At 57.5% G+C, this 26,550-nt stretch carries 17 protein-coding genes and 3 rRNA genes; 1 reads left to right on the top strand and 19 read right to left on the bottom strand.

Features of this window, described 5'->3' with window-relative positions; all coding sequences use genetic code 11:
* Nucleotides 1-107 precede the first annotated feature (107 nt).
* The 7 genes from GXM22_RS01190 to GXM22_RS01160 form a co-directional block, all read right to left on the bottom strand.
* On the bottom strand, nt 108-1,106 hold the full coding sequence (locus GXM22_RS01190) for a dipeptidase (RefSeq protein ID WP_005930233.1): 999 nt from the start codon (nt 1,104-1,106) through the stop codon (nt 108-110).
* 213 nt (nt 1,107-1,319) lie between these two features.
* Nucleotides 1,320-2,318, bottom strand: coding sequence for a C40 family peptidase (locus tag GXM22_RS01185; protein ID WP_005930236.1), 999 nt, complete (start codon nt 2,316-2,318; stop codon nt 1,320-1,322).
* Nucleotides 2,315-5,674, bottom strand: coding sequence for a DEAD/DEAH box helicase (locus GXM22_RS01180; RefSeq protein ID WP_005930240.1), 3,360 nt, complete (start codon nt 5,672-5,674; stop codon nt 2,315-2,317). Before GXM22_RS01180 ends, GXM22_RS01185 begins: the two co-directional genes overlap by 4 nt.
* Before the next feature lie 207 nt (nt 5,675-5,881).
* Entirely contained in the window at nt 5,882-7,681 is a 1,800-nt protein-coding gene (locus GXM22_RS01175; RefSeq protein ID WP_035393404.1) for a COG1361 family protein, read from the bottom strand.
* Between the two features lie 1,401 nt (nt 7,682-9,082).
* A 5S ribosomal RNA gene (gene rrf, locus GXM22_RS01170) occupies nt 9,083-9,199 on the bottom strand.
* Nucleotides 9,200-9,417: 218 nt separating this feature from the next.
* Nucleotides 9,418-12,252: ribosomal RNA gene (locus tag GXM22_RS01165) — 23S ribosomal RNA — on the bottom strand.
* Nucleotides 12,253-12,522: 270 nt separating this feature from the next.
* Nucleotides 12,523-14,033: ribosomal RNA gene (locus GXM22_RS01160) — 16S ribosomal RNA — on the bottom strand.
* Together the 16S, 23S and 5S rRNA genes form the textbook arrangement of a ribosomal RNA operon.
* Before the next feature lie 551 nt (nt 14,034-14,584).
* On the opposite strand from GXM22_RS01160, the gene aroD reads away from it, so the two are divergent.
* Nucleotides 14,585-15,343, top strand: a complete 759-nt coding sequence (aroD, locus tag GXM22_RS01155) for a type I 3-dehydroquinate dehydratase (protein WP_005930251.1) — start codon at nt 14,585-14,587, stop codon at nt 15,341-15,343.
* A gap of 57 nt (nt 15,344-15,400) precedes the next feature.
* On the opposite strand, the gene GXM22_RS01150 is transcribed toward aroD, so the two are convergent.
* From GXM22_RS01150 to GXM22_RS01095, 12 genes are all read right to left on the bottom strand, one after another.
* The gene (locus GXM22_RS01150) at nt 15,401-16,741 is read right to left on the bottom strand and encodes an MATE family efflux transporter (protein WP_157774497.1); all 1,341 of its coding nucleotides are present in this window, start codon (nt 16,739-16,741) and stop codon (nt 15,401-15,403) included.
* Nucleotides 16,742-16,905: 164 nt separating this feature from the next.
* Nucleotides 16,906-17,304, bottom strand: a complete 399-nt coding sequence (gene atpC, locus GXM22_RS01145; RefSeq protein WP_005930258.1) for an ATP synthase F1 subunit epsilon — start codon at nt 17,302-17,304, stop codon at nt 16,906-16,908.
* Between the two features lie 3 nt (nt 17,305-17,307).
* Nucleotides 17,308-18,702 carry a F0F1 ATP synthase subunit beta gene (gene atpD / locus GXM22_RS01140; protein WP_005930261.1) on the bottom strand — a complete coding sequence of 465 codons (1,395 nt, stop codon included), beginning with the start codon at nt 18,700-18,702 and terminating at the stop codon, nt 17,308-17,310.
* Between the two features lie 17 nt (nt 18,703-18,719).
* On the bottom strand, nt 18,720-19,568 hold the full coding sequence (gene atpG, locus GXM22_RS01135) for an ATP synthase F1 subunit gamma (RefSeq protein ID WP_098923798.1): 849 nt from the start codon (nt 19,566-19,568) through the stop codon (nt 18,720-18,722).
* An 18-nt stretch (nt 19,569-19,586) separates the two neighbouring features.
* The gene (gene atpA / locus GXM22_RS01130; RefSeq protein ID WP_005930269.1) at nt 19,587-21,107 is read right to left on the bottom strand and encodes a F0F1 ATP synthase subunit alpha; all 1,521 of its coding nucleotides are present in this window, start codon (nt 21,105-21,107) and stop codon (nt 19,587-19,589) included.
* A gap of 54 nt (nt 21,108-21,161) precedes the next feature.
* Nucleotides 21,162-21,701, bottom strand: coding sequence for an ATP synthase F1 subunit delta (atpH, locus tag GXM22_RS01125; protein WP_005930273.1), 540 nt, complete (start codon nt 21,699-21,701; stop codon nt 21,162-21,164).
* Nucleotides 21,698-22,204 (bottom strand): F0F1 ATP synthase subunit B, encoded by a 507-nt coding sequence (atpF, locus tag GXM22_RS01120; protein ID WP_005930275.1) that lies wholly within the window; start codon nt 22,202-22,204, stop codon nt 21,698-21,700. Before atpF ends, atpH begins: the two co-directional genes overlap by 4 nt.
* A gap of 36 nt (nt 22,205-22,240) precedes the next feature.
* The gene (gene atpE / locus GXM22_RS01115; protein ID WP_005930278.1) at nt 22,241-22,522 is read right to left on the bottom strand and encodes an ATP synthase F0 subunit C; all 282 of its coding nucleotides are present in this window, start codon (nt 22,520-22,522) and stop codon (nt 22,241-22,243) included.
* 52 nt (nt 22,523-22,574) lie between these two features.
* Nucleotides 22,575-23,318 carry a F0F1 ATP synthase subunit A gene (locus GXM22_RS01110; RefSeq protein ID WP_005930281.1) on the bottom strand — a complete coding sequence of 248 codons (744 nt, stop codon included), beginning with the start codon at nt 23,316-23,318 and terminating at the stop codon, nt 22,575-22,577.
* Between the two features lie 3 nt (nt 23,319-23,321).
* Nucleotides 23,322-23,822, bottom strand: a complete 501-nt coding sequence (locus tag GXM22_RS01105) for an ATP synthase subunit I (protein WP_005930284.1) — start codon at nt 23,820-23,822, stop codon at nt 23,322-23,324.
* A gap of 22 nt (nt 23,823-23,844) precedes the next feature.
* Complete coding sequence (locus tag GXM22_RS01100) at nt 23,845-24,105, bottom strand: AtpZ/AtpI family protein (RefSeq protein WP_005930287.1); 261 nt, start codon at nt 24,103-24,105, stop codon at nt 23,845-23,847.
* A 314-nt stretch (nt 24,106-24,419) separates the two neighbouring features.
* Nucleotides 24,420-26,393, bottom strand: a complete 1,974-nt coding sequence (locus GXM22_RS01095; protein WP_005930289.1) for a hypothetical protein — start codon at nt 26,391-26,393, stop codon at nt 24,420-24,422.
* Nucleotides 26,394-26,550 lie beyond the last annotated feature (157 nt).

Below are 26,550 nucleotides of genomic sequence, written 5' to 3'. Positions count from 1 at the left end.
TTACCGTTAAGACATTATTTTTGTTGATTCTGTTGTTTTTGTTGCATGTGTTCTCTCAACTACAACAAAATCAACAAAATCAACAAATTCTGAGATACCAACGGTGATTACAGGTTGTTTTCAAAGAAACGCTGTGCGTTGCGGAAGAAGATGGCTTCCACCTCATCCTCGGTGAAGCCCTCTTTCCGCAGGGCATCGGCCAGCAGGGGCATTTTGGAGCAGTCGCTCAGTTCCAGCTTGCCGCCGATGCCGTCAAAGTCACTGCCCAGACCGATGATTTCAATGCCGCCCACCTGCTTGAAATGGGCGGCGTGTTTGGCCATCAGGGCCGTGGTGCTGCGGCACAGGTCGGGGCTGGGCTGGTCATCCAGAAAGCCCGCGCAGTAGTTCAGGCCCACCAGACCGCCTTTTTCCGCCATGACCCGGATCATCTCATCGGTCAGGTTGCGGCAGTGAGGGGCCAGGGCGCGGCAGTTGGAGTGGCTGGCCGCAAAGGGGCGGGTGCTGTGCTCCGCAATGTCCCAGAAGCCCTTATCGGACAGATGGCTCACATCGGCAATGATGTGCAGGCGCTCCATCTCGGCCAGGAACTCGAAGCCCTTCTCCTTCAGGCCGGTCTCGGTGTTGGGCATACAGGGCCAGATGGGGCCGTTGCCGGGCACCACGTTGGGGCTGGCCAGCTCGTTTTCGTGGTTCCAGGTCAGGGTCATCATCCGCACGCCCAGCTCGTACATCCGGCGCAGCACGCCCAGACTGCCCTTGCAGCAGCCGGCCTCCTCAATGGTCAGCATTCCGCTGATCTTGCCCGCCTCGGCGTTTTTGCGGATATCCTCGGGGCGGTAGACAGGGGCGATCCTGTCGAAATACTGCTCCATCATCCGCTTGAACACGTCGATCTCTTCCAGCGCCGTCACCAGCGGGTCCGCGCCCGGGGTGGGGTCGGCCAGATTCACAAAGGCGGCAAAGCACTGGAGCATGTAGTCGCCCTTCTCCAGCTTTTCCAGATCGATGTGGCCGTTGTTGTGGGCAAAGGTCTGCCCGTCGCCCCGCATCTCCGCGCGCCGCAGCTCGCTCAGGGTGTCACAATGTAGATCAAAAACTTTCATCGTTCATGTCCTTTCTTAACAGCTTCTATGTCAAGCCTCTCCGGGATGCTGCCCCTTCGCAGCAGCTGGCAGGGTTAACCCCCCAGTCACGCTTCGCGTGCCAGCCCCCCTAATAGTGGGGCCCTTGGCATGGCGGAAAGCCTTTCCTTTTTGCCAAGGCCGCCCCTACTAGGGGCGGTGGCATTGCGAAGCAATGACGGTGGGGTTTCACCTTCAGAAAACACTCCCCACCGCATACAGGCTCTTGACCAGATCTTCCCGGTACAGCGGGTCGTTGGGGTCAAGGCTGTTGATGACCACGCCGCCGCTGGCGGACGCGCCGGTGGAGTGGATGTAGCGGCCCTCGCCAAGGTAAAGGGCGATATGGCCGGGGAAATAGAGGGCATCGCCCCGCTTTTTGTCTGCAAAGGGGATCTGGTGCATGGGCCAGCCCTCCACGATCCTGGCATCCCGGTAGATGAGCACGCCGCACTGCATATAGGCGCTGCTGACAAGGCCGGAACAATCAATGCCCCGGCCCGATTTGCCGCCCCAGCGGTACTCGGTGCCCAGATACTTTTTCGCCTGCGCGCAGACAGCATCCCGGAACGCTTCCTCGCTGCCGTCGTACCACGCCTGCAGTGCCTGCGGCACCAGCTCTCCGGCGGTGACGTTCCGGGCCTCGGCCAGCGCGTCATCAAAGGCCAGCCCCTCCCGCTGGGAGAACACGGCGGTCATCTCAAACCGCACCGGTTCCAGCGCCACGTCCCGGACATAGCCGGTGCGGCCATCCAGCAGGGCCACCTTGGCCCAGCCGGTGTGGGCCTCGGCTTCCTCGGGCGGTTCGAGCAGGCGGCGGAGCAGGCAGCCCCGCTCCAGCTCCAGCATCCGCACCCCCTGCACCTTGGGCAGGCTGAGCACATCGGTGGCACGGCCCACCAGCACCAGCGGCTGGGGCAGGTAGGCCCGCAGCGCATCCTCGCTGACAAATTTCAGCGCATCCCGCCGGACAAAGCCGTGGTAGCCGTAAAAGGTGACCACCTCGGCCACCTCCGGGGAGAGGGGCACTCCCTCGGCAGTCACGCCGCCGGGGACGGTGCGCACCTGACAGGCCTGACCGTACAGTCCCTCGTCCCCGATGGTGGAAACAAGGCCCGCCTCGCTCTGTTTGGTGGTCTGGGGCAGGTCGTAAATGGTTACGACAGGACGGGCAAATATGGCGTATTGCATCATTCGGTTCCCTCCAACAAATTCAGCAGCTCCTCCGGCTTCATGCGCAGGATGGCACCATCCGCGCTGCCGGTGACGGTCTCGGCCAGATCCTGCTTGGCCTGCTGCAGCTCCACGATCTTTTCCTCAATGGTGTCCTGGGTGATGAGCTTGTACACCTGCACCGGGTTCTGCTGGCCGATGCGGTAGGCACGGTCGGTGGCCTGATTCTGAGCCGCCACGTTCCACCACGGGTCGTAGTGGATGACGATATCGGCGGCGGTCAGGTTCAGGCCGGTGCCGCCTGCCCGCAGGGAGATCAGGAACACGCTGGCCTCACCGCCGTTAAAGCGGCGCACCAGCTCGGCACGCACCGGTTTGGGGGTGGAGCCCTGCAGGGTGAAGTGGCTCACGCCCTCCGCGTCCAGCCGCTTGGCCAGCAGCTCCAGCATGGAGGTGAACTGGCTGAACAGCAGGATGCGGTGCCCGCTCTCCACAGCACTGGTGACCAGCTCGATGCAGGCATCCAGCTTGGCGCTGCCGCCTGTCCAGTTGTCGGCAATGAGCCGGGGGTCGCAGCAGATTTCCCGCAGCCGCATGAGGACGGCGAACACCGCCATCTTGTCCTCGGGCTTGGCGGCCCGCAGCTTCTCCCGGGCATCCACCACGGCGGCAAGGTAGAGCTTGCGCTGCTCCTCCTCCAGCTCGATGCGGTAGACGTTCTCTGTTTTGGGGGGCAGCTCCTTCAGCACCTCGGACTTCATCCGGCGCAGGATGAACGGCCCGGTGAGCTGGTTCAGCCGCCGCACCGCCGCCGGGTCGTTTTCCTGCGTGATGGGCTTTTCAAACCGGCTGCAGAAGCTCTTGTAGGGCGGCAGGTAGCCCGGCATCAGGAAGGAGAAGATGCTCCACAGCTCACCCAGGCGGTTCTCCACGGGGGTGCCGGTCAGCGCAAAGCGGACACGGCTGTTCACCCCGCACACCGCCTTGTATTTCTGGGTGGTGTGGTTCTTGATGGCCTGGGCCTCGTCCAGGATGCAGGCGTAGAATTTCTGGCTCTCGTACAGGGTCTCGTCGCGGCGGAGCAGGTCGTAGCTGGTCACCACCACATCGGCCCCGTCCCACTGCTCGGCCAGCTGGGCCCGGTGGGCGGCATCCCCGTCCACCACAACGCAGTTCAGCTCCGGCGTGAACTTTTGGCATTCCTCGGCCCAGTTCAGCACCAGCGAGGCCGGGCAGACGATGAGGCTGGGCAGGGGATTCCCGCCCTGCTCCCGGAGGGCCAGCAGGTAGCTGAGCACCTGCACCGTCTTGCCCAGACCCATATCATCCGCAAGGATGCCGCCCATGCCGTAGCCATCCAGCGTGCGGAGCCAGCGGTAGCCGTCCCGCTGGTATTTGCGCAAAACTTTTTGTAGAGACGCAGGCGGTGTATACTCGCTGTCCTTTATTGCATGGAAGCTCCGGCTGAGCTGGCGGAAGGCATCGTCCCGGTTGAAGCGGATGCCGTTCTGCCCCGAAAGCGCCCAGTCCAGACTGGGGGCCCGGTACAGGGGCAGCCGGGCGTGGGCCTGGCCCAGTTTGGCCCCGGAAAGCTCCAGCGTCTCGTTCAGCTCGTCCAGCACCTCCATGGAATCGTCCAGCCGGAGCAGACGGCCATCGCGCAGGCGATGGTAGCGCTTTTTCTGGTGGAGCGATTTCAGCAGGGCTTTCAGCTCCCCCACCGGGAACTCCCCCGTGTCCACCTCCAGGTCGAGCACGCTGCCGTGCACCGACACCCCCACCGAGATCTTCGGCGGTGCGGCCTGCATACTGCGGAAAGCATCGGTCAGGTAGACCTCGCCCTCAGCCAGCAGGGCCGGGATGCCCTCATCGAGGAAGCGGTAGACTGCATCCTCCTCATAGGCATCGTAGTGGGCGGCAAGGCCGTTGCCCATGGTGTCTGGCCCCGGCTCCAGGTACCGCCCCAGCAGCCGCCCGGCCCGCTGTTCGGCGCGGGCATCCCGCAGCAGACCGGCAGGCCCCGGTTCCTCCGGCGTGACGCGGTCCTCGCCGTACAAAAATTCAAGGTGCGCCCGCACCGTTTCCCGCGTGGGCGCGTCAAGGTAAAACTGCACCACCGGCTCCAGCGGGATCTGATTCAGCAGCAGGCGTTCGGGGTCCTCAATGGTCACCCTGCTGCCCAGCTCCGGCAGGACGTAGCTGCAAAAGGCGGTGGCATCCCCGGTGGTAAAGAACAGGCTCTTGCCGCACAGTGCCTCAAGGGCGGGCCGCATCCGGGCGCTTTCGGCCCGGTCCAGCTGCCAGATCGTATCCTCACTGTATAAATAGTCGTTGTCTAAACCCGTTTTCCACCCCAACGCGGGGGTCACGGACACCTCCACGCCGCCCCGGCGCTTTTCCACCCGCATGGTCAGGGCCGGGATGCCGGTCTTGAGGGTGTAGCCGCCCAGATTGCCGGTGGGGGCATAGAGGGCCACCAGACCGTCAAAGATCTCGCCGTTCAGCGGGATGCCCCCGGCAGGCCCGCTGCGGGGCGCATTGCCGTAGCTGCGCAGGGCCGCCTCGGCTCCTTCCTTTGCGCTGAGCTGCCGCCGCAGCAGGCGGAGCAGCTGCTGTGCCTCCGGGGCAAAGGCCTCCCAGCTGTGCTGGAATTCCAGCGCCTTGCCGTAACTGATGAAACCGTGCTTCTCCACGGCCCGCAGCAGGTCCGGGATGCTCTTTACCACATACTGCCGCCCGCCGTCTGCCGAGATGCGCAGCCGCAGCCAGGGCAGCTCCCCGGGCAGCAGGGTCAGCTCCGGCTCCAGCTCTGCGGAATGGGGGCGCAGCTCTGCGTGGCCGGTCACGCCGTCCACCTCGGCCAGTGCTCCCTCCTGATAGGCCCGGAGCAGCCGCCGTGCCTCGTAGTCAGATTCCGGTTCCTCGCCCCGCCACTTCTTGCCGAACAGCATTTCCAGGCTGGAGGCATAGCTGTCCCTGCGGGGCGGCTCCTCAGGCTGGGGCGTTTGCAGGTTGGCCGTGCCCCGCACCACGCCCGGGATGCTCTCCGGGCTCTCCGAGGGCTTCTGCGGCGCTCTGCCGGAAAGGCCCTGACTCTCGCTGTCCCACATCAGCAGCGCGCCGATGTGCTTGCAGCAGGGCCCCTCGCCGTTTTCGTTGTAAGGGCAGGAGCAGCTGGCGCTGACAAAGCTGCCGTTTTCCCGCAGCCAGACCTGGGTCTGGTACAGGCTCCGCCCGCCGCCGCGCACGTCGGCGCTCAGGTGGCGCACGCCGTTCCCGGCCACTTCGCAGTTCAGATCCTGTATCCGGTCCGTGTAGGCCTTGGCCCGCGCGAATACCGTGCCGCCCAACAGGTAGCGGATCTCTTCCATGTCCATCCGGGGTCTCCCTCCCTCTGCAATGCTCTATTGGTTAAGCATACCGCACCGGCGGGCGGGATGCAAGGGGTGCCGGGAAAAAAAGTTCCGGAAAGCACAGAAGCGCCTCATCCGGGAGAGGATGAAGCGCTTCTGTACTTTGGGAATTTTGGAACACTCAGCCCGCATTGCGGTTTACAGGCCAAGTGGGGGTTGGTTTAGGGCTGCTCAGGCATTCTGCTTGAGCTCCTGTGCTTTCTGCCATGCATTCAGCACATCGATCTTGCTTACGGCGTTGTCGGGATAGAATTTCATCTCTTCCGGAGCCGTGCCCTCATCGTTCAGGTCAGGGATAAGCTCGTTTTCCATGGCCCAGCGGGCGGCGTGCTGCAGGTCCATATCCCGCTCTTCCTGCCCTACATCGGGGTAGAGCAGTTCGGATTCGGGCATGGGTTTGCCTGCATCCTCCCACAGCATCATGGCAAGGGCGCTGCGGTTGCTGGGGAAGTAGGGCAGAGCCATCAGCTTGCCTGCAAATTCAGCGCCCAGAGAATAGGCCTGATAGCCCAGCACTGCACCGCCGACAACAACAGTAGTGCCGATCACGATGGGGCCAACGATATCGGGCTCGTCATCTTCAATGGATGCATCCTGTGTCATGGCTTTCAGGGTCACGGCCTTTGCAGGCATCTCAAAGGCAAAGCTTTCCTTATCCTGATAAGCGTTCGGATCATCCAGGCCGGTGATATCCCAGTGGCCAAATTTCAGACCGCTGTCTGCAAAAGCATCCTTATCAAATGCAACACTCACCGTTGCACCCTCGGGGACATGAAAGGAACCGTCCTCGTTGGCATTCTTTTTAACGATCTCGGTGATATCCTCGGGGTCAGCACCATTCTTGCCGGGCACTGTTACGCTGGTGATAACGCCGTCCTTCAAAGTCAGGATGGGCATTTCAGACCCAACAAAGTCCTTTTCGTCCTTTGCCAGCTCATTCTCACCCTTCTTGACAGCAGCGGTCAGGGTCTGCTTGCCGGTCTCCTTGGGAGCAATGCGGAACGCATATTGTTCTTTTACATCGCTCAGATCAATGGGCAGGCCGCCTTCCGGCATGGGCTGATACGCGCCGTTGTCATCCAGATACTCGATTTCGCTGTTCTTATCGCCAAAGTCGATGAATGCCTCACCCAGCTTGGCATCATCATTGGGGGTAACCTTTACGGTAAAGTCCTTGCTTTCGCCTTCCTTGATGACGGCGTTCTCCAGGCCCTCAATGGTCACAGCGGTGTGGACACGACCTGTAACAGTAAAGCCCTCTTCCGCCGTGCCCAGCTTTACAGCATCCCGCACCACAGCTGCGGTCAGCGTCTGCTCGCCGGCATTTTTGGGGGTAATGTGGAACGCATATGGTTCCTTTACATCGCCCAGATCAATGGGCAGGCCGCCTTCCGGCATGGGCTTGTACTCGCCGTTTTTGTCCTTATACTCGATCTCGCTGTTCTTGTCGCCAAAGGTCAGGATACCGGTACCGGTGCTGTTCTCATGGGTAAGGGTCACGGTAAACTCTGCCGGGTCTTCTGCTTTGATCTCACCCTTCAGACCGTTGATGGTCACGCCGACTTTCTTGGAAAGGCAGCGATATTCCTTGCCATCCGCGGTCTTTTTGTAGCCTACCAGATAATCCTCATTCGCACTCGTCAGGTTCAGATTCTTCGGATACTCTCCCGTGGTGGCTGTCGTCAGCTGACGGCCATCGCCGGGGTCAGCGCAGGCAACGGTGGCATTGTGATTGAAAGTCTCTTCAATCGTGATCTGCTTGCCAGTGTTCAGATAGATATCCGCTCTATTGCCGCTGAATTCTGCATTCTTCAGGACAACACTGCCGCTCTGCAGATCGATACCCTTAGCGCTATCTTTAAATGTTCCACTAATAATTTCCGTACTTGCCGAATACTTTCCACCGCTCAAATATTGATTTTTCAGCGCACTTCCATTCTTAGCATCAACCGTTGCATTCGCAATGTGCATTTCTCCATTATTCACAATTGCATCTGCAGGATCTGTTCCTGTAAAAGTGCCACCTGTAATCGTCATCTTACTGTTTTTCCAGTTGCAAACTGCAGACTCTGCACTCGTCCAGTACGTGTCGGAGTAGCTTCCATTGCCACCACTGAAGCTACCACCTTCAACTGTTACAACACCACTTGCGCTACAGAGAGCCACACCATTCTGCGCTACCACTTCAGGCTTCCCCTTAATGGTCATCTCTCCGCCTCTGTTATTATAGATTGCCGTACTATTGATACTTTTGTAGCTTCCTCCGTCAATAATCATCGTTCCCGCACGGTTTGTTACTGCAAGGTCATTCTGGCATTCCGCAGTAACATTAGTCAGCGTCATCTCACCCTGACTGTTCCAAAACGGTTCTTGGTTAAGTGTAGTATAGCGTCCACCATTGATAATGGCACTTCCAGCAGCTGTTCCGTTTCCCCATGTTGCCACAAAACCATAGTCGCTCTTGCTCGTAGTGACGTTATAGTTAGCATAATTATTGATTGTTACGCCACCTGTAGATTTCACACCAATCAAATAGGAAAAGCCCCAGCTCTCATCATGGTAACTGTCAAATCCATAAGTAATATTTCCGACGATATTGATTGTTACGCCTTTAGCAGTGATTTCGATAGGGAAGTTATAATCTCCTCTCATCTGATAGGTTGTATTATCTTCCGCAATGGTGTACACACTACCGGTGAAGTTATTTGGAATCAATGTTCCCTTGCTCGAATCAATGTTCTCCTCCGCAAATGCCGACACTGCCCCCGCAGGCAGGAATGTCAGCATCATACTGAACGCCAGTAAGAGGCTGATGAGCCGTTTTTTCATAAAAATCCTCCTTTGTCAGTCATACATACTCCCAGTTTCTCTATGGAAAGCGCCTGGACAAAAAGGAAAAGCGCCGCACCAGCCAAATGGCTGGTACAACGCTTTGCGTTTTGTACTTTAGGGAGTGCTTGCCCTCTCTATCTATGCTTTAGTCTGCCGCTTCTCAAGGGCAAGGCGATCGTGGTTCCCGGAAAAGCTACTCCCATACACTTCTCCATAACCCCGCACCGGCTGCCCTTTGGGGGCGCTGGCACATTTCCGCATAGTCGAAGAGGGTTGCACAGAGCAAAGTGCAGCTGACGGCCCATACTGGGCCTTCCGCCTTGCGTCACAGCCTTCCGACTGGTTTGCTGATCTTTCTGTTTTGCTGACAAGGTGCTTTTCGTACCTTATCATACCCCCCCCTATAAAAAATCAAGAGGTCTGGGCGAGGTTTGTAGATACTCACAAATTCATGGGATTTTTTCAGGCTATTTTAACGGAAAGGCACACGCACAACAAAAACAAACCCCCAAGGAATTTCTTCCTCAGGGGTTTCATTTAAGTCGGCGACTACCTATTTTCACGCGCCGTTTCCAGCGAACTATCTTGGGCACGAGTGAGCTTAACTTCTGTGTTCGGAATGGGAACAGGTGGAACCTCACCGTCATCGTCACCGACCAATATGACTGGTTCAGTATAACATTTCTGCTCTACTTTGTCCAGTGTTTTTACTGCAATCCAGCTTTTAAAATCGTTGGCAACAACAGCTGGATTGCGTTTCGCAACAGATGCTGTTTTCCAAGACTCTCTATGCTGTCTTGCGATGAAGGACGTGCCTTCAAAACTGAATAATCACTGCTAACATTTTGTCATTGACTTGAGAATTCAAGCGAATTGTGGTCAAGCCCTCGATCTATTAGTACACACTTGCTGAATGGATCGCTCCACTTACACATCGTGCCTATCAACCTCGTAGTCTACAAGGGATCTTACCTGATTGAATCAGTGGGATATCTTATCTTTGGGTCGGCTTCACGCTTAGATGCTTTCAGCGTTTATCCGATCCGTACGTAGTTGCCCAGCTATGCTCCTGGCGGAACAACTGGTGCGCCAGAGGTACGTCCGTCCCGGTCCTCTCGTACTAGGGACAGCTCCCATCAAATATCCTGCGCCCACGACAGATAGGGACCGAACTGTCTCACGACGTTCTGAACCCAGCTCGCGTACCGCTTTAATTGGCGAACAGCCAAACCCTTGGGACCGAATACAGCCCCAGGATGCGATGAGCCGACATCGAGGTGCCAAACCTCCCCGTCGATGTGGACTCTTGGGGGAGATCAGCCTGTTATCCCCAGGGTAACTTTTATCCGTTGAGCGATGGCATTTCCACTCACATACCACCGGATCACTAACTCCAACTTTCGTTACTGCTCGACCCGTCAGTCTCGCAGTTAGGCTCGCTTCTGCGTTTGCACTCTTTTGCTTGATTTCCGTTCAAGCTGAGCGAACCTTTGAACGCCTCCGTTACTCTTTAGGAGGCGACCGCCCCAGTCAAACTGCCCACCTAACAATGTCCCCCGACTCGATTCAGAGCCGCAGGTTAGAATTCCAATATCGCAAGGATGGTATCCCAACGGCCTCTCCGCCAAAGCCAAAGCCTTGGTTTCCCAGAGTCCCATCTATCCTGTGCATGCAACATCGAAACCCAATATTAGGCTACAGTAAAGCTCCATGGGGTCTTTCCGTCTTGTCGCGGGTAACCGGCATCTTCACCGGTACTACAATTTCGCCGGGCGGGCTGTTGAGACAGTGCCCAAATCATTACGCCTTTCATGCGGGTCAGAACTTACCTGACAAGGAATTTCGCTACCTTAGGACCGTTATAGTTACGGCCGCCGTTCACTGGGGCTTCGATTCAATGCTTGCACATCTCCTCTTAACCTTCCAGCACCGGGCAGGCGTCAGCTCGTATACGTCATCTTTCGATTTAGCACAAACCTGTGTTTTTGGTAAACAGTTGCTTGGGCCGATTCTCTGCGGCTCCATCTCTGGAGCACCCCTTCTCCCGAAGTTACGGGGTCAATTTGCCGAGTTCCTTAACAACCCTTCTCCCGTTGGCCTTAGAATCTTCTTCCTACCTACCTGTGTCGGTTTGCGGTACGGGCACCTCAGAAATACACACAGCTTTTCTCGCCATCTTCCATCTCAGACTTCGGTACTAATTTCCCTCGATCTCTACCGGAACCAACACCCGGCTCTGAGACTTCATATGTGTCCCTGTGCTTAACTCTTTTGGTGGTGACGGAATCTCTACCGTCTGTGCATCGGCTACGCCTTCCGGCCTCACCTTAGCTCCCGACTAACCTGGAGCGGACGAACCTTCCTCCAGAAACCTGAGGCTTTCGGCCATGCAGATTCTCACTGCATTCGCGCTACTCATTCCGGCATTCTCACTTCTATACACTCCACAGCCGCTTGCGCTACTGTTTCTCCGCGTATACAACGCTCCCCTACCCAATACATTTCTGTATTGCCTAAGCTTCGGTGTCAGGTTTAGCCCCGTTAAATTCTCCGCGCAAAGACGCTCGACCAGTGAGCTATTACGCACTCTTTGAATGAGTGGCTGCTTCTGAGCCAACATCCTGGTTGTCTGCGTATCTTCACATCGTTTTCCACTTAACCTGACTTTGGGACCTTAGCTGTAGATCTGGGCTGTTTCCCTTTTGACAATGACATTTATCTGACACTGTCTGACTCCCAAGCATCAATACTCTGGCATTCTGAGTTTGATAAGCTTCGCTAACCTCTCGGCCGCTAGGCTATTCAGTGCTTTACCTCCAGGTATCTAACTTGAGGCTAGTCCTAAAACTATTTCGGGGAGAACCAGCTATCTCCGGGTTCGATTGGAATTTCTCCGCTACCCACAGTTCATCCGCCGCCTTTTCAACGGAGGTCGGTTCGGTCCTCCATGGAATTTTACTTCCACTTCAACCTGACCATGGGTAGGTCACCCGGTTTCGGGCCCATTATATGCAACTTAACGCCCTTTTCAAACTCGCTTTCGCTTCGGCTCCAGACCTTAAGTCCTTAACCTTGCTGCATACAATCGCTCGCCGGACCGTTCTACAAAAAGTACCCTATCACGCTTTGACGCGCTCTAGGTGCTTGTAGGCACAGGGTTTCAGGTTCTTTTTCACTCCCCTCCCGGGGTGCTTTTCACCTTTCCTTCACAGTACTATACGCTATCGGTCACTGGGTAGTATTTAGGGTTGGAGGGTGGTCCCCCCGTATTCCGACCAGGTTTCACGTGTCTGGCCGTACTCTGGATCCTGCGCAGCTCTCTCCGTTTTCACCTACGTGGTTCTCACACTCTCTGACCGGCCTTCCCATGCCGTTCGGTTAACAGATTGAGTCTTAAAAGCAGTCCGTACCCCGAAAGTATTTCTACTCTCGGTTTGCCCTCTTCCGCGTTCGCTCGCCACTACTTACGGAATCTCGTTTGATGTCTCTTCCTCGCCCTACTTAGATGTTTCAGTTCAGGCGGTTCCCTCAATACACCTATTTTAAATTTCAGTGTATTGTACCTGAGTATGAACCCAGGTGAGTTTCCTCATTCAGAAATCTCCGGATCAATGCTTATTTGCAGCTCCCCGAAGCTTATCGCAGCTTATCACGTCTTTCATCGGCTCCCAGTGCCAAGGCATTCGCCCTGCGCCCTTGTTCGCTTGACCTTTCAAACGTTCTTTCAGAACATTTGGTATCCTCTTGATTCTCTCTTTTGCCAACGAAGATTATGTTACCCTTCCTTTTGAAATTGCAATATTTCTTAAAAGAACTTACTATAATCTTTGTTTCGCAGTTATTATTCAGTTTTCAAGGTACGTCTTTGAGTGTCCTTTTCAGGGCCCTCAAAATCGAACAATATCTACTCTGCTTGTATCTGTCACCTGTTCCAGATGGCCGACCATCTTCGATGTTCTTCCATCTGCCTGACTCCTTAGAAAGGAGGTGATCCAGCCGCAGGTTCTCCTACGGCTACCTTGTTACGACTTCACCCCAATCACCAGTTTTACCTTCGGCGGCGTCCTCCTTGCGGTTAGACTACCGACTTCGGGTCCCCCCGGCTCTCATGGTGTGACGGGCGGTGTGTACAAGGCCCGGGAACGTATTCACCGTGGCATGCTGATCCACGATTACTAGCAATTCCGACTTCGTGCAGGCGAGTTGCAGCCTGCAGTCCGAACTGGGACGTTGTTTCTGAGTTTTGCTCCACCTCGCGGTCTTGCTTCTCTTTGTTTAACGCCATTGTAGTACGTGTGTAGCCCAAGTCATAAAGGGCATGATGATTTGACGTCATCCCCACCTTCCTCCGTTTTGTCAACGGCAGTCCTGCCAGAGTCCTCTTGCGTAGTAACTGACAGTAAGGGTTGCGCTCGTTGCGGGACTTAACCCAACATCTCACGACACGAGCTGACGACAACCATGCACCACCTGTCTCTGCGTCCCGAAGGAAAATACTGTTTCCAGCATCGTCGCAGGATGTCAAGACTTGGTAAGGTTCTTCGCGTTGCGTCGAATTAAACCACATACTCCACTGCTTGTGCGGGCCCCCGTCAATTCCTTTGAGTTTCAACCTTGCGGTCGTACTCCCCAGGTGGATTACTTATTGTGTTAACTGCGGCACTGAAGGGGTCAATCCTCCAACACCTAGTAATCATCGTTTACGGTGTGGACTACCAGGGTATCTAATCCTGTTTGCTACCCACACTTTCGAGCCTCAGCGTCAGTTGGTGCCCAGTAGGCCGCCTTCGCCACTGGTGTTCCTCCCGATATCTACGCATTCCACCGCTACACCGGGAATTCCGCCTACCTCTGCACTACTCAAGAAAAACAGTTTTGAAAGCAGTTTATGGGTTGAGCCCATAGATTTCACTTCCAACTTGTCTTCCCGCCTGCGCTCCCTTTACACCCAGTAATTCCGGACAACGCTTGTGACCTACGTTTTACCGCGGCTGCTGGCACGTAGTTAGCCGTCACTTCCTTGTTGAGTACCGTCATTATCTTCCTCAACAACAGGAGTTTACAATCCGAAGACCTTCTTCCTCCACGCGGCGTCGCTGCATCAGGGTTTCCCCCATTGTGCAATATTCCCCACTGCTGCCTCCCGTAGGAGTCTGGGCCGTGTCTCAGTCCCAATGTGGCCGTTCAACCTCTCAGTCCGGCTACCGATCGTTGCCTTGGTGGGCCATTACCTCACCAACTAGCTAATCGGACGCGAGGCCATCTCAAAGCGGATTGCTCCTTTTCCCTCTGGTCGATGCCGACCTGTGGGCTTATGCGGTATTAGCAGTCGTTTCCAACTGTTGTCCCCCTCTTTGAGGCAGGTTCCTCACGCGTTACTCACCCGTTCGCCACTCGCTCGAGAAAGCAAGCTCTCTCTCGCTCGTTCGACTTGCATGTGTTAGGCGCGCCGCCAGCGTTCGTCCTGAGCCAGGATCAAACTCTTTATAAATGATATTTATCACTTAAAAAGTGTTAAATCTTCTTCGCTCAGCACGCAATCGCTTGCGTCCTGTGTGAATTACTTTGTTTGGAATTGTTTAACGTGTTTTTCCAACACGAAAATAGGTTCCGTTACAAGTTTTTCGATATTGTTCAATTTTCAAGGTCCTGTGCGCCTCAGCCTTAGCGGCTGACGACTTGATTATTTTACCACAGAAGTGATTTTTTGTCAAGCACTTTTTTCAGAAGCTTTTCGATTTTACTGAACTTGTGGTTCGTTTTTCAACGTATCCATATTGGTTCTTTCGCTTTGCTTCTGCCGCTTTCAGAAGTCATTCTTTCCGGCGGCCCTTGGCGCTCAAGTATAATACCACATCCCCGCCCTTCTGTCAACACTTTTTGACATCTTTTTTCCAAATTCTTTGCAGGGGATAAAATTCCTCTGTTCTCCCTATAAACAATGCTTGCTCCTTTCTTGACAATGCGGCGGGCAGAACGTATCATGGAGTCATCCCGTATCCTGTATGATATAGCTATACTTTAATATAAAGGAGAAGCGCCATGTCCTGTGTTCCTGTCCGTGGCTGCCGTATCGGCGAAGGCCGCCCCAAAGTCATTCTGCCCATTGTAGAACGCACCGAAGCTGCGATCCTGGAAAAGGCCGCTGCGTTTTCCACACTGTGCGCCGATTGTGTGGAATGGCGTGTCGATCTGTTTGATGCAGCCGCTGACCCCGGGGCAGTGGTGCGTTGCCTGGCAAAGCTGCGGGTCCTCTTAAAGGAGAAGCTGCTGCTTGTGACCCTGCGCACGAAGGAAGAGGGCGGCAGCATACCGGTCAGCCATGAGGGATACCTCCGTTTTCTCCGCACGGTTCTGGATACCGATTGCGCTGACCTCATCGATATCGAGTTCTTCACCGCAGGCACAGACCTTCCTGCACTGGTTCAGGACGCACACACCGCCGGGGTCAAGGTCGTGTGCTCCAGCCACGACTTCCACAAGACCCCGCCCAAAGCCGAGCTTGTCTCCCGGATGGTGGCCATGCATCAGGCGGGGGCCGATCTGCCCAAGCTGGCCGTGATGCCCCAGAGCCGTGCCGATGTGCTGGAGCTGCTGGCCGCCACCGCCGAGATGACCGACCACCACCCCGAAACGCCCGTCATCACCATGAGCATGGGCCCACTGGGAGCCGTGAGCCGCCTTTGCGGCGAAGCCTTTGGCTCTGCCATGACCTTTGCCAATCCCGGCACAGCCAGCGCCCCCGGTCAGGTGGGGCTGGATGTGGTCAACGCTGTGCTGGACAGCCTGCAGCTCAACTGATCTATCAATACACAGCGCCCCCGGAGAGCGATTTGCTTTCCGGGGGCGCTTTCTGTTTTATTCTGTTTCTATTTCCCGCACGATCTTCTGAAAGCAGAAGTACGGGATCACAGTTCCGGCCACAAAGGAGGCGGGCCAGCCAAGCCAGACCACATCCAGATTCCACATTCCCCATGCGCCCACAGCCACCACCGCAATTTTTGTAATGAGCTGCATCACGCCGCCCATCAGTGCCTGATTTGCCCTGTCAACGCCGCGGAGCACCTGCTGATACACCTGCATCACACCGGCCAGGATCCCCGGCACCGCCGTGATCAGCAGAAACCGCTGCACCACAGTCAGGATCTCCGCAGACGGTTCTGCGAGGAACAGCCCCGTCATCTGGCGGCCGCAGAGCAGCAGAAACACTCCCAGCACGGTGCTGACCACCAGAGACAGCTGCAGGGAGGCCCGTACCCCTTGCCGGATGCGCTGCGGCTTGCCGGCTCCGTGGTTCTGGGAGGCATAGACGCTGAGGGAGGAACCGATGGTCTCCACCGGCATCAGGGCCAGCGTTCCGATGCGGCTGGCGGCAGTGTAGGCCGCCATGGTGGCCTCGCCGAACAGATTGACAGCACTCTGTGCCACCAGATTGCCCAGATTGTTGAAGACAGACTGCACCGCAATGGGAATGGCCAGCACCGTGATCTGCCGCAGCAGCTTTCCATGGAGCCGGAGGTCCTGCCGCCGCATCCGCATCATGGGATATTTGTGGAACAGCAGCACCGCCGCCACCACCGCCGACAGGGCCTGTGCCAGTGCCGTGGCCCAGGCAGACCCGGCCACGCCCCAGCGGAACACAGCCACAAACAGCACGTCCAGGCCAATATTGCTCAGGACAGAGACGATCAGGCAGTACAGCGCTGTCTGGCTGTCTCCCAACCCCCGGAATGCACTGGAAAACAAATAATACATCAAGGGGCAGATCATGGTGATGAAACTGATCTCCAGATAAGCGGTGGCTTCCTGCAGGGGGCCCTCCGGGGTCCCCATCCACCGCAGGATGGTACCGGAGAAGGTCAGGCCCATCACCATCATCCCTGCCGACAGGAACAGCCCCAGATACAGGCTGTTCACAAAGGCCCTCCGCATCAGTTCCTCGTTCTTCTGTCCAAAGTACCGGCTGATGATGATCCCCACGCCCACATTGATGCCGATCATCAGGGCTGCCAGCAGCAGGATCACCGGCATGGTGCTGCCCACCGCCGCAAGGGCAGTCTGTCCGAGATACCGCCCCACCACGATGCTGTCGGTGATGGAGTAGACCTGATTCAGCAGGTTGCCCATCAATGTAGGAAAGGTAAACGCCCACAGCAGGGAGATCGGCTTTCCCTCTGTCATATCCAGATTTTTCTTCACGCACATCCTCCTTTGCATCAAAAAGCTCCTTCAGAATGCCCGCAAGCACGCAACCCCGGTTTCAGGGGGGTCCCTGTTTGCAGCACTCCAAAGGAGCCTTTGTTGATTTGATTTTTCTGATGCCAGTGTACCACAGCGGCGCTGATTTGTCCAGCGCTCCGGGGTCAGTGGACAGAGGTGCGGACGAGGGCGCGCTTGAGGCGGGCCTGGGCCAGCTCATATTCGCGCTCATCCAGGTCCTTCCGGGCCAGGATCTCTTCGGCGCGCTTCTTGGAGGCCTCGGCGCGGGCCTGGTCGATCTCCTCGGCCCACTCCCAGGTGGTAGCGACCAGATGGACATCCCCATTCAGCACGGTGAGCATCCCGCCCATGCAGGCGGCGCGGCGGCGCTGGCCGTCCGCGTCCACAATATGGGCTTCGCCCATACCCAGCGCGGTGCAGTAATCACCATGCTTTGCCAGAATGGCAAGGTCGCCGTCGATGGCACGGCAGACCACCCGTTCCGCCTGACCGTCAAAGGCACAGCCGTCCGGCGTGACCACCGTCAGATGAAAGGTCGTCATGGTTTACCCTTTCTTCGCCTTGGCGAACACATCGTCGATGGTGCCCGCGAACAGGAAGGCGCTCTCGGGCAGGTCATCGCACTCGCCGTTCAGGATCATCCTGAAGCCGCGCAGGGTCTCCTTCAGCGGCACATACTGACCGGGCATACCGGTGAACTGTTCCGCAACATGGAAGCTCTGGCTCAGGAAGCGCTGCACCTTGCGGGCGCGGCTGACGGTCAGCTTGTCCTCTTCGCTCAGTTCGTCCATGCCCATGATGGCAATGATATCCTGCAGCTCCTTGTAGCGCTGCAGCACCTTCTGAACATCGCGGGCGATCTCGTAGTGCTCCTGACCCACGACCTCGGGGCTGAGGATGCGGCTGGTGGAATCCAGCGGGTCCACAGCGGGGTAGATGCCCTGAGATGCAATGTCACGGCTCAGGACCGTGGTGGCATCCAGATGGGTGAAGGTGGTGGCAGGGGCCGGGTCGGTCAGGTCGTCGGCGGGAACGTAGACAGCCTGCACCGAGGTGATGGAACCCTTGCGGGTGGAGGTGATGCGCTCCTGCAGAGCGCCCATCTCAGTGGCCAGGGTGGGCTGGTAACCAACGGCAGAGGGCATACGGCCCAGCAGAGCCGAGACCTCAGAGCCTGCCTGCGTGAAACGGAAGATGTTGTCGATGAAGAGCAGCACGTCCTGATTCTTGACATCGCGGAAGTACTCCGCCATGGTCAGGCCGGACAGGGCCACGCGCATACGGGCTCCGGGAGGCTCGTTCATCTGGCCGTAGACCAGAGCGGTCTTGTTGATAACGCCGCTCTCGGTCATTTCACCGTACAGGTCGTTGCCCTCGCGGGTGCGCTCGCCAACGCCGGTGAACACCGAGTAGCCGTTGTGCTCGGTGGCAATGTTATAGATCAGCTCCTGGATCAGGACGGTCTTGCCGACACCGGCACCGCCGAACAGACCGATCTTGCCGCCCTTTGCGTAGGGGCAGATCAGGTCAACGACCTTGATGCCGGTCTCCAGGATCTCTGTGGTGGACTGCTGCTCCTCATAGCTGGGGGCAGGGCGGTGGATGGGCCAGTAGGCCTCCGGGGTGGGGGCAGGCTTATTGTCCACCGGCTCACCCAGCAGGTTGAACACGCGGCCCAGGCACTGGTCACCCACAGGCACCCGGATAGACTCGCCGGTGTCCACGGCATCCGTGCCGCGCACCAGGCCATCGGTGCTGCTCATGGCAATGCAGCGGGCCACATTGTCGCCGGTGAGCTGAGCGACCTCCACCACCAGCTTCTGGCCATGGTTGTCGATCTCAATGGCGTTGAGCAGGTCCGGCAGCTCGCCATCCTTGAACTGGATGTCCAGCACCGGGCCGATGACCTGGATCACCTTGCCGATGTGTTTTTCGGACATAGGCTACAACTCCTTTTTTAGATTTCTGCGCCTGCCACGATCTCGGTGATCTCCTGCGTGATGGCAGCCTGACGGGCGCGGTTGTAATACAGATTCAGATGGTCGATCATTTCGCCCGCGTTCTTGGTGGCGGCATCCATGGCGGTGCGGCGGGCGGCCAGCTCACTGGCCACGCTCTCGCACACGGCACCATAAACGATACCGGCCACATACTCGGGGATGATGGCGCGGAACACTTCCTCGCTGCTGGGCTTGTACAGGATCTGACTGCGGCGGGCAGCGGCCTTCTGCTCCTCGGTGGGCTCAATGGTCAGGGGCAGCACCTCCATGGTGACAGCGGTCTGGGTCATCATCGAGTCGAACCGGGTGTAGCAGAGTTTCACTGCGTCGTAATCGCCCTTCAGGTAGCCCTCGGTGATCTTCCGGGAGAGGGCAAAGCACTCACCCACCGAGACATCCGCCGCCAGCAGCACCTCTTCGGTGAACAGGTCGGCCCCGTGGTGGGCAAAGTACTCCTGACTTCTTTTGCCAATGGGCAGCACCGTGACCGGGCCCTGCTGGGCCTCCGCCTGCTTGAGCACGTTGGAGTTATATCCACCGGCCAGGCCGCGGTCGCCTGCAATGACAACCAGCAGGGTGCGTTTGATCTCTGCCCGGCGCAGGTAGGGGCTGCGGGCCCGGGGGTCTGCAGCCGCAATGCCGGTCAGCGTGTCGTGCAGCGTTTCAAAGTAGGGGCGGCTGTGTTCCACCCGCTCCTTGGCACGGCGCATTTTGGAGGAAGCCACCAGCTCCATGGCCTTGGTGATCTGCATGGTACTCTCTACGCTTTTGATGCGCAGCTTGATGTCCTTCATGGAACCTGCCATGCGTTACGCCTCCTTCCCTCAGTGCGCCTTGACGAAGCTCTCGGTGTAAGCGGACAGAACGCCCTTGAGTGCTTCCTCGGTGTCCTTGTCCAGATTGCCGGTGGTGCGGATGGTCTCCATCACAGCGGCACCGGCGGCATCATTCTCGAGATATTCGTACAGACCCTTTTCGTATTCGGCCACATCGGCCACCTTGACCTTGACCAGAAGATCATGGATGGTGGCATACAGGATCGCCACCTGCTTTTCCACGGGCACGGGAGCCGAGCGATTCTGCTTGAGCACTTCCACGATGCGCTCGCCCTGTGCCAGGCGGGCCTTGGTGTCCGCGTCCAGATCGGAACCGAACTGGGCAAAGGACTGCAGCTCGCGGTACTGGGAGTAGATCAGCTTCAGGGTGCCGGCCACCTTTTTCATGGCCTTGATCTGGGCGTTGCCGCCAACACGGGACACCGAGATGCCGGGGTTGACAGCGGGCATAACGCCCGAGTGGAACAGCTCCGTTTCCAGGAAGATCTGACCATCGGTGATGGAGATGACGTTGGTGGGGATGTAGGCCGAAACGTCACCCGCCTGGGTCTCGATGATGGGCAGAGCCGTCAGGCTGCCGCCGCCCAGCTCATTGGAAAGCTTGGCCGCGCGCTCCAGCAGACGGGAGTGCAGGTAGAAAACATCGCCGGGGTAAGCCTCACGTCCCGGGGGACGGCGGATCAGCAGCGAGAGAGCACGGTAGGCCACCGCGTGCTTGGAAAGGTCATCATAGATGATGAGAACATGCTTGCCCTGGTGCATGAAATATTCGCCCATGGCACAGCCGGAGTAGGGGGCGATATACTGCAGGGGGGACAGCTCGGAGGCCGTGGCGGACACCACGATGGTGTAGCTCATGGCACCGGCCTCGGTCAGGCTCTGCACCAGGTTTGCCACGGTGGAGCGTTTCTGACCGATGGCGACATAGATGCAGATGACATCCTTGCCCTTCTGGTTGATGATGGTATCCGATGCAATGGTGGTCTTGCCGGTCTGGCGGTCGCCGATAATCAGCTCACGCTGGCCGCGGCCGATGGGGATCATGGAGTCGATGGCCTTGATGCCGGTCTGCAGGGGTTCCTTGACCGGCTGGCGGTCGATGATGCCGGGGGCCGGGCTCTCGATGGCCCGGAACTCGGTGGTCTCAATGGGGCCTGCGCCGTCGATGGGCTGGCCCAGTGCATTGACCACGCGGCCGATCATCGCCTCGCCCACGGGCACGGAAACGACCTTGCCGGTGCGCTTGACGGTGCTGCCTTCTTTGATGCCGACATCGGAGCCCAGCAGAACGATGGAGACCGTGTTTTCCTCCAGGTTCTGGGCCATACCGTATTCGCCGTTGTCAAACTGAAGCAGCTCACCTGCCATGCACTTTTCCAGGCCGCTGGCCCGGGCGATGCCGTCGCCTACCATGATGACCGTGCCGACTTCGCTCTGCTCGATAACATTCTCGTAGTGCTTGATCTGGGCACGGATGATCTTGGAGATCTCTTCAGGTTTCAGTTGCATTGTCTTGTATTCACCACTCAATTCTTAAAATCTTTCGGGTGGAAATTCGATGGATCACAGTGTCACGGACGCGATATCCCTGCGCAGCGCCGCCAGACGGTTCTGAACCGTTCCGTCCAGCTCGGTGCCCTCGATATCCAGCCGGATGCCGCCCAGCACAGCCGGATCGACCTTTGTTTTCAGGTCGATGGTCTTGCCGGTGAGCTTTTCCAGCTTTTCGTGCAGGCTCTTCACCTGCTGCTCCGTCATTGCCACTGCAGTGGTTGCCGCTGCTTCCAGAATACCGTGTGCCTGATTGTAGCGCACCCGGTAGGCCCGGGCGCAGCCGGGCAGCTCCCGCAGGGTGCCCTTCTCGCACAGGATCTTCAAAAAGTTCAGCACATAGAGGTGGACCCGATCCCGCAGTGCCTCGTCCAGCAGGCCGCAGCGCTCCTTTTTGGGGATGCTGGGGGTGCTGAGCAGATGCAGGTACTCCGGGCTTGCCTTAAAAAGCGCCACGGCCTCGTCCAGCTCGCCCAGAATGCGGGTCTCCAGCCCTTCCTCCGCTGCCAGGTCATACAGGCTTCCGCCGTACATCCTTGCTGTCTCGGTCATGATGCTTCACCCACGTTTTTGATAAATTCGTCGATCAGGTCCTTGTGGTCGGCTTCCTTGATCTCACGCTCGACCACCTTGGAGGCGATCTCCATGGCCATGCCGCCGATCTCGTCCTTTGCCTCGTTCACGGCCTTCTTGCGCTCCTGCGCAATGTCAGCCTCCGCCTTCTGCTTCAGGGCAGCGGCCTGTGCACGGGCCTCGCCCACGATCTCTTCACCGCGGGCGGTGGCCGTTTTCTGGGCACGGGCAACGATCTGGTTGGCCTCGGCGCGGGCATTTTGCAGGTTCTGCTCGTACTCCGCTTTCATAGCCTCAGCCTCGGTGCGCAGCTTTGCAGCATCGGCGATCTGGCTGTCCGCCTTGGCCTTGCGCTCGGCGATCACCTTTTTGACCGGATTCAGCAGGAACTTTTTGAAGATGAGCAGCTGGATCATCAGGTTGCAGATCTGGGCCAGAAAGGTCCAGCCGTCCAGCGTGATCAACGCCTGGTACAGTTCCATAAGCGTCTCCTTTCGTTCTTTTGTAAAAGGTTCCGCTTATGCCAGGAACTTCATAAACATGCCGGGTGCCAGGAAGATCAGCAGCAGGCCGGTAACAAAGCCGTAAATACCGGTGGTCTCGGAAAGTGCAACGCCCAGGATCAGGGTGCTGGTCACATCGCTCTTGCACTCAGGCTGGCGGCCCACGGCCTCACAGGCAGCGGCGGCAGCGTTGCCTTCGCCGATACCGGGGCCGATACCTGCGATCAGTGCGCAGCCTGCGCCGATGCCGCAGCCTGCCAGGGCGATACCACGAGCAAGGTACTGAAAGTCAGTCATAAGTTTTGTCCTCCAAAAAAGTTTTTGTTTTGGGAGATGCCGTTGTGAGGGCTTAGTCCTCACCGGCAGCACGTTTGATGAAAATTGCGGTCAGGGTACAGAAGATGAACGCCTGAATGCAGCCGCCGAACCAGTCGAAATACAGGCCCGTAAAGGCCGGGATGCCGATCTGGAACAGCTGGATCTGGCTCAGGAAGCCGGGCAGCCAGCCGAAGATGACATGGCTCAGGCTTGCCAGCGCCCAGTACAGCAGTGTGGAAATGACAGTACCGGACAGGATGTTGCCAAAGTGACGGAACGCCATGCTGACGGGGGTCGAGATCTCCGACAGCACATTGATGGGTGCCATGATGAAGATCGGGTCCAGCAGACCCTTCAGATAGGAAAAGATGCCGTTGGTCTTGATCTTGTAGTACATGATCAGCACAAACACCACAATGGCCCACGCAGCCTCGGTGTTCAGGTCGGCCGTGGGGCTCCACAGGCCAATGACACTGATGAGGTTGCAGCCGATGCTCAGAGCGAAGATCGAGCCGATCAGGGGGATATACTTGTCAAAGTGATACCCCATGTTGTCGTGCATGAACTGATCCAGCCGCTCCACGATGAACTCGGCTGCGGCCTGCCGCTTTGAGACATTTTCCAGCTTGAGGTTGCTGCCCAGCCAGATGGCCAGGCCCGAAAGCAGCGCCATGACGATCCAGGTAGTGACTAGGGTCTGGGTGATCTTGAGATCGCCCAGCAGGGGGATATCGGTATGGATGGTATACAGGATCTTTGCGCCGTTCAGTTCCATTTGTTACGTTTCACCCCCTTTGTCACGGGGCTCAGCCTCCGGCTCCGGGGCGGGTTCGGGGTCGTCCTCCACAGAGACATCCACCGAGGGCCCGGCCGGTGCAAGGGGCTTGTACTTGCCGGTTATTTGCAGGTAGTAGATCGTAACACGCGGGAACAACAAGGGCAGAACGCTGGCAAAGGGCTGGAAGCAGGGTGCCCCGATGGACACGATGATCCACACCGCCTGCAAAAGCATTCTGACGTTGTAGGAAGCTTGTAATGTGGCTTTGCGCCGCTTCTCATCCTGCTCGTCGATGACCTTCTGACACACGATGCAGATGCCCGCAAAGTTGCCGATGGCCACGGCCGCGCCGATGAGACTGCCCAGAACGACAGTGTAATCAAATTTCACCCAGCCAACCAGGTGCAGCGCCGCAAAGGCCACCCACAGGGCAGCGGTGCAGATGGCCGTGCCGCAGGCGATGCGCGTCAGCTCCTTTTTGGATTCCGGCTGTAGTTTCATAAAGGGGAACCTCCTGTGATGTTTACTGATGTGAGTTGAACCCCACCCGCTTCGGTTTTTCCTTTTTGGCGCGGTCCAGGTGCTCCTTGGCAAAATACCAGAAGTTCTGCGCCCCGGAGGCAAGGCCCAGCAGGATGGCCGGCAGGAACACCCATTCCGGCCAGCTCCAGCTGTTCACCGCCCACCAGGCACCGCCCAGGCACATGACCAGCGGCAGCAGCATATTCAGGCCCAGCTGGGTCAGCCAGACAAGATCTTCCAGCGCCTTGTACCAGCCCTTCATGCGGTGTCGCCCTCCCTCTGTGCGCAAGCCCGAACCAGCAGCCCGCCGCACCCTTTCGCAATGGTTTCGCTCCGGTTAAGAAGCTCATATGGATAGTATAATTCAATTCACTGAACTTTTCAATCAATTTTCCACCGATTTTTGGTAAAACTTCATAGTTCGTTCACACTAACGCCATAATTGTACGTCCACGGTGGAGTATGTCCGTCTCCGGCAGCATCAATACCAAAAATATGATAGGTTTCTTGTGCAAAACACAAAAAACCGCCCAGCTCATTTGAGAGCCGGGCGGCGTTATCATGGAAGTGCGGAGGTCAGCTGTCCTTGCGCTTGATCCACACCTGCGTGCCGTAGAAGGGATTGGCAGTGCCAAGGCACAGGCCCTGGTCGGTGGTGGCGAATGCCCGCAGACCATGGTTGTAGGGGTCTCCAAAACCGTCCACGGTGATGGTCTGGAAGTTCACGCCGTCCTCCGAAACATACAGGTCAAAGCCTTGCTTTGCCTTGCGCATGTAGTTGAGCAGCCGGATGGCACTGGCAATGTTGCTGACCGTGATGTTCTCGAACACGAATTTGTAGGAAAACTTGATGGTCTGGGCCAGCGTGTCGGGGTTCCCGTTGCCGTCGGGGTCCGTCGCCTGCAGTGCCTTCATCAGGGTCTTGAGGTATTCCCACTGGGTCTTCCACTGCGCAGGGGTGCGCGTCAGCAGGTTGCCGTTGACGAACTGACCAACGCACTCCAGCATACTGCTGGTGTCAAAGGTGCCCACATACAACTTGCCATCGTACACCTGCATCCGCCAGATGTACTGGTTCTCGTTGCGCCCAAAGCCGGACTTTAAGCCAGAAAGGCTGCCGTTGGGGAACATCTTGGTGGCATTGCCCACCACAAGCTCCATGTTCTCGTCCCTGTCCATGCGGTACAGGTTCACCGACTGTTCCAGATTGGCGTTGATGAACCGGCAGTCCAGCCCGCCGCCAAACTGACCGTCGGCATTCTTGCCGGTCTTGGCAAAGAGGATGCGCTCCAGTGCGATCTCTTCGTCGTTGTACTCACCAATATAGAGGTGGTCGTTGTACACGATCAGGTTCGCCGCACCGGAGCGGGTGCGTTCCGGGTCGATGCCGAAGGTGTAGCGGGCACCATCTTTTTCCTGATCGCCTGCCACGGGTGTCCATGTGAAGGTGCCGTCGGGGTTCTGGTCGCCCCGCACCAGTGCAAAGGACTGCATGGTGTTATCGTCCGGCATATTGTCCTCGGTGCCGGTGCAGATGGAAACATACAGGCGACCATTGAACTCAGCCATATCCCAGATGCTGCCGCCGTAGATGCTGTCGGCGTAGTGATAGGCGGGGTAGTTGAACAGGCTGTCGGAATCCGCAATCTGAGTAAAGCCCTTTTCCGGGTCGGAGGAGATCAGCAGGGCGGCGCTGCTCTTGCCGGTGGCCGCATCCATGGTCACGTTGCTGACGACCAGCTGATCCTTGTAGACGCACATACCGCGGATGCCCACGGAGATGCCCTGCTGGTAGGCTGCGGCATAATCCTGCACACTGTTCAGACCGATATACACCGGCTTGCACTCGTCGGTGGCCGGGTCTACCTGCCAGATGCTGGGCAGAAAGCCGATGCCGCCGCCGCCCACACTGCCGCAGAAGTACAGCTTGCCGTGATACTCCAATGCGTTGCGGAACAGGGGTGTGTAACCGTTGTAGGAGCCGGACATCAACAGCTTGGTCTCGCCGGTCTTGGTGTTGATCTTCACCAGCACGCCCTTGGGCCGGCCGCCATCCTCCTCGGTCAGAAAGAAAGTGCCGTTGTAAAGGGCATCAAAGGTGGCGGCAAGCACCTTGTCGTCGTATTCGTCGCCCAGACTGCTCTTCATCAGGGAGAGGGTGTTGCCGATGGCGGCGTAGCAGGTGCCCACATACAGCCAGTCGCCGTAGCCGACCGCTGACCATGCGTAGTTCTGACCCCGGTCACCGGCGTTGTAGGCGGCATCCTCCGGGTCAGTCACAACCGCCACCGCACCGTCTCCCAGATAATCCACGATGCCGTCTGCGGTTTTGACATCCTTTTCCGGGTGGGTGACCTTCTCAAATGTCTGGTCGTCCTTGCTGTAAAAGAAAGTATTGCTTTCGTCAAGAGGTTCCAGAGTGGTCAGTTCCTGCCAGCCATCGGCCTGCCCGACCGCCTCCGTGCCTTCTGCCGACACCAGAAGCTGCACCGGCAGAGCGGACAGCATCGCTGCTGCCAGCACGCCGCTGATGACACGTTTCCAGTTCATATCGTTCTCCTTATCTACTCTGCCATTTTTTCAAAAACAGGAAAGAGCCGTCAATGTTTTTCATTGTAGCACAGTCCTGTCGGAAGCGCAAAGGTGCCTTGCTGCTTTTTGCGGATGATTCTTGTAAAATTTGTGTGGAAGTCCGCAAAAAAGCCGC

It is taken from the genome of Faecalibacterium duncaniae, assembly GCF_010509575.1.
In the GTDB taxonomy this organism is placed as follows: Bacteria; Bacillota; Clostridia; order Oscillospirales; family Ruminococcaceae; genus Faecalibacterium; species Faecalibacterium duncaniae.
This window is presented reverse-complemented; position numbering and strand designations above follow the sequence as displayed.